Source organism: Flavobacterium psychrophilum DSM 3660 = ATCC 49418 (genome assembly GCF_002217405.1).
GTDB lineage: Bacteria > Bacteroidota > Bacteroidia > Flavobacteriales > Flavobacteriaceae > Flavobacterium > Flavobacterium psychrophilum.
In genome coordinates, this window is sequence record NZ_MUHE01000048.1 from 71,675 (window position 1) to 75,620 (window position 3,946).

The 3,946-nt window shown below is 31.9% G+C and carries 5 protein-coding genes; 4 read left to right on the top strand and 1 reads right to left on the bottom strand.

Annotated features, from left to right (window positions below; genetic code table 11):
- Positions 1 to 391: 391 nt before the first annotated feature.
- Together B0A57_RS12425 and B0A57_RS11095 are read left to right on the top strand one after the other, a co-directional pair.
- Positions 392 to 568, top strand: coding sequence for a glycerophosphodiester phosphodiesterase family protein (locus tag B0A57_RS12425; protein WP_340136711.1), 177 nt, complete (start codon positions 392 to 394; stop codon positions 566 to 568).
- Between the two features lie 48 nt (positions 569 to 616).
- Entirely contained in the window at positions 617 to 1,864 is a 1,248-nt protein-coding gene (locus B0A57_RS11095; RefSeq protein ID WP_034097472.1) for a BaiN/RdsA family NAD(P)/FAD-dependent oxidoreductase, read from the top strand.
- Here B0A57_RS11095 and B0A57_RS11100 read toward each other — a convergent pair.
- A complete protein-coding gene (locus B0A57_RS11100) occupies positions 1,861 to 2,352 on the bottom strand; it encodes a TspO/MBR family protein (protein WP_034097473.1) in 492 nt (163 codons plus the stop codon). The two genes, B0A57_RS11095 and B0A57_RS11100, sit on opposite strands and share 4 nt — an antisense overlap.
- A gap of 97 nt (positions 2,353 to 2,449) precedes the next feature.
- On the opposite strand from B0A57_RS11100, the gene mvaD reads away from it, so the two are divergent.
- On the top strand, positions 2,450 to 3,532 hold the full coding sequence (gene mvaD, locus B0A57_RS11105; RefSeq protein WP_011962481.1) for a diphosphomevalonate decarboxylase: 1,083 nt from the start codon (positions 2,450 to 2,452) through the stop codon (positions 3,530 to 3,532).
- Between the two features lie 30 nt (positions 3,533 to 3,562).
- A complete protein-coding gene (locus tag B0A57_RS11110) occupies positions 3,563 to 3,781 on the top strand; it encodes a hypothetical protein (RefSeq protein WP_034097475.1) in 219 nt (72 codons plus the stop codon).
- Positions 3,782 to 3,946: the final 165 nt, after the last annotated feature.

Sequence of the window (3,946 nt, forward strand, 5' to 3'; positions counted from 1 at the left end):
TCCTCAATAAATATTCCAGTGTTTTTAAAGATAAATTGGTATAAAAACAATTTGGGGTTTTCGGCAAAATTTAAACTTGGTTTTGTACTTATAAAATTCGGGATTAACTGAAAAATAAATCTTAATTTAGTCCCGAAATTAATCTAGTTGCGGGTCGAATTCTTATTTTTGGCTCTAAAAAAAACTGTGTTAATTTCTGTAATTCGTGGTTAAAATAAGAACTTGATACAAGTTACAGACAGTAACATAAAATTTAAAAATTAACGGGAAGAACTTGATGTTTATTTGAGTTCAGATAATGAATTAAGAGTTATTCATAACCAAACTATCGATAGGGCTACAAAGGGATTTGGTTTTGTAAAAAAAAAAATACTTTCGTAGCATTAAAGGAATTCGGGATTCCAATAGTAACCGAAGTTTTAAATTATTGAATTCCGAAAATGTGAAATTGATACAAAAAGAAGGATTTCAAATTCATACTTGGGCAGTAAATTCGCCAGAAGGCATTACCTTTGTTCAATCATTGCTTATAGAGGGCATAATTTCCAATTTTACAGATAAAATATAACCTCTTTATCGAAGCTTAGCATTCTGACAAAGATTATCACATATACAAATGAACTCAAAATACGATATAATTATAGTAGGCGGTGGTGCGGCAGGTTTTTTTGCAGCCATTAATATTGTCGAGAATAGTCCAAAAACTAAAGTTTGTATTCTCGAACGAGGACAAGAAGTTTTAACCAAAGTTCGAATTTCTGGCGGCGGTCGTTGCAATGTAACGCACGCTTGTTTTGTGCCAAATGACCTGGTCAAATTTTACCCCCGTGGCGAAAAAGAACTTCGAGGTCCTTTTCATCAATTTTGTTCTGGCGACACTATAGATTGGTTCGAAAAACACGGAGTCGAACTCAAAATTGAAGACGACGGCCGTATGTTTCCTACATCTAATTCATCACAAACCATAATAGATTGTTTTCTTACAGCGACTAAAAAGTTAGGAATAGATGTTTTAACTGGTCAAAGCGTGCAATCTGTTTTTAAAAGTGATGCTTTTTGGAAAGTAGAAACCAATCACGAAACTTTTGCTTGTAAAAAAATAATAATGACCACAGGAAGTAATCCTAAAATTTGGGACATGCTTCAAAACCTAGGGCATTCAGTCGTCGAGCCTGTTCCGTCTTTGTTTACTTTTAATATTAAAGACACGAGAATTAAAGATTTAATGGGACTTTCGGCATTGGCATCTGTCAAAGTAAAAAACTCAACCCGAGGCAAAGCCGAACAGAGCGGAGCTAAATTGGAAGCTTCTGGTCCTTTGTTAATTACACATTGGGGAATGTCTGGCCCAGGAATATTAAGGCTTTCGGCTTGGGGAGCTAGAGAATTGGCCAACAAAAAATACCAATTTGCTATTGTTGTCAATTGGCTAAACGATAAAACAGTCGAAGAAGTTGCAACGATTTTAAGAGCATTGAAATTAGAACATTCTAAAAAAACAGTTTCAAAAAAATCACCATTTGATATTCCAAATAGATTGTGGGAAAGTATAGTCCTAGCTTCTCAAATTGATGTCGAAGCAAAATGGGCAGATTTAACAAAAAATCAACTCGCAAACTTAACCCATCAACTCACAAACGCAGAATTTCAAGTAAACGGAAAAAGTACTTTTAAAGAAGAATTTGTTACAGCTGGTGGCATCGATCTAAAAGAAATAAACTTTAAAACGATGGAAAGTAAAATCTTACCCAATCTTTATTTTGCTGGCGAAATTGTAAATATAGATGCCATTACTGGCGGATTTAATTTTCAGAACGCATGGACAAGCGGATTTATTGTAGCAAATTCAGTTCTTGAAAATTAAGAGTTCAAAAACCAAATGCTTCCGTTTAAAATAACAGCAAAACTAACCCAAGCTAAATATGGGATAAGTAGTTTTGATGCAAAATCATCAATTTTAGTAAACATTTTTATTGTTTCTAGAATCATTAACCAAAGCAATAAAATTTCTATTAAAGCTAAAAAGGGATTGCATAATCCGAAGAATAAAACAGACCATAAGGCATTTAGTGCTAGTTGAACAGCAAAGAGAAACATTGCTTTCTTTATGGTTTCTTTATTTCTTTTGCTTTGACTTTCGTTGCTCCAAATTATTGCAAAACTATAGCCCATTAGAATATATAAAATTGTCCAGACAAGAGGAAAAATCCAACTTGGGGGATTAAAAAAAGGCTTTTTTAGAGTTAAAAACCAAGTGTTTACAGATGACTGCGTTGCTAAACTAGAGAGCAATCCGACTAACACGCAAGCTGAGATCGAAATGATAATTTTGGTTAATTTGGCTTTTTTCAATGTGATTTTTCAATAAATTTTCAATACAAATTAATAATAAACTATTTTAAAAAACAAAGAATTATTAAAAAAAGTATCTTTGCTTAAATTTTAAAATATGATTTTAGAAAAGAATTTTTTAATGCAAAATAAATCGATTACAGTCGATACAGGAAATTTCGAGTGGAGTGCGCCTAGTAATATTGCTTTGGTAAAATATTGGGGAAAAAAAGAAAACCAGATTCCTGCGAATCCGTCTATAAGTTTTACTTTAAATAATTGTAAGACAATCACAAAATTAAGTTTTGCGAAAAAAGACAATCACGATGATTTTTCATTCGATTTGTTATTTGAAGGAAAACCAAAAGAGGAATTTAAAACCAAAATTCAGAATTTTTTTGAAAGAATCGCAATGTATTGCCCGTTTTTAAAAGACTATCATTTTACGATCGATACGCAAAACACTTTTCCGCATAGTTCTGGTATAGCCTCCTCGGCATCGGGAATGGCAGCATTAGCGATGAATATTATGAGTTTAGAAAAAGCTCTAAACCCATCTATGAATGATGATTATTTTTACAAAAAAGCGTCTTTTTTAGCCAGATTAGGCTCAGGAAGCGCTTGTAGAAGTGTAAAAGGAAGCATTGTCGTTTGGGGAGAAAACGATTCTGTTGCAGGAAGCTCAAATTTATTTGGGGTCGAATTTTCGTCAACAATTCATCAAAATTTCAAAAATTATCAAGACACCATTTTGTTGGTAGACAAAGGAGAGAAGCAAGTTTCGAGTACCGTTGGGCATGATCTCATGCACAACCATCCTTATGCTAACAGAAGATTTGAGCAAGCGCACGAAAATTTATCTAAAATAAAAACGGTTTTAGAAAACGGAAATTTAGACGAATTTATCAAAATTGTAGAAAACGAAGCCTTAACTTTGCACGCGATGATGATGACCTCGATGCCTTATTTTATTTTAATGAAACCCAATACGTTAGAAATTATAAATAAAATCTGGAAATTTAGAAACGAAAACAATATTCCAGTTTGCTTCACGTTAGATGCTGGAGCCAATGTTCATGTTTTGTATCCTGAAAATAAAAAAGAAATAATTTTACAATTTATTAAGGACGAATTAGTTGGCTATTGTCAAAATGGTCAGTACATTTGTGACGAAATAGGTTTGGGTGCTATCGAAAGATAATTTCGCTATATTTATAAAAATTTTCAAGTTATGAATATTCAATTAGAAAAATTAGAAATCATAAAGATGTTGGTCGAAACCAATGATTCATCTATAATTGAATCGATTAAGAAAATTTTTAAATCAGAAAAAAAAAATTCTTGGGAAGAATTGTCGGAGGAACAAAAAATCGAAATAGAAGAAGGAGAACGACAAATTGAAAAAGGAGAGTTTTTCCATTATGAAGATATTATGAAAAAATATCGCTAATGAGAAATATAATATTTTCTAAAAATGCTCAAGTAAATCTTGATGATTTATTACAATATTTAGAATTTAAATTTTCATTGAGAACGCAATCCGAATTTATTAAGAAATTGGATAAAGTTATATTTCTAATTCAAAGTGATCCAGAAATTTTTTCATTTTCAAAGG

Coding starts and splice junctions, on each gene's coding strand:
- B0A57_RS11095 (WP_034097472.1), top strand. CDS start 617: ATGAACTCAAAATACGATATAATTATAGTAGGCGGTGGTGCGGCAGGT.
- B0A57_RS11110 (WP_034097475.1), top strand. CDS start 3,563: ATGAATATTCAATTAGAAAAATTAGAAATCATAAAGATGTTGGTCGAA.
- mvaD (WP_011962481.1), top strand. CDS start 2,450: ATGATTTTAGAAAAGAATTTTTTAATGCAAAATAAATCGATTACAGTC.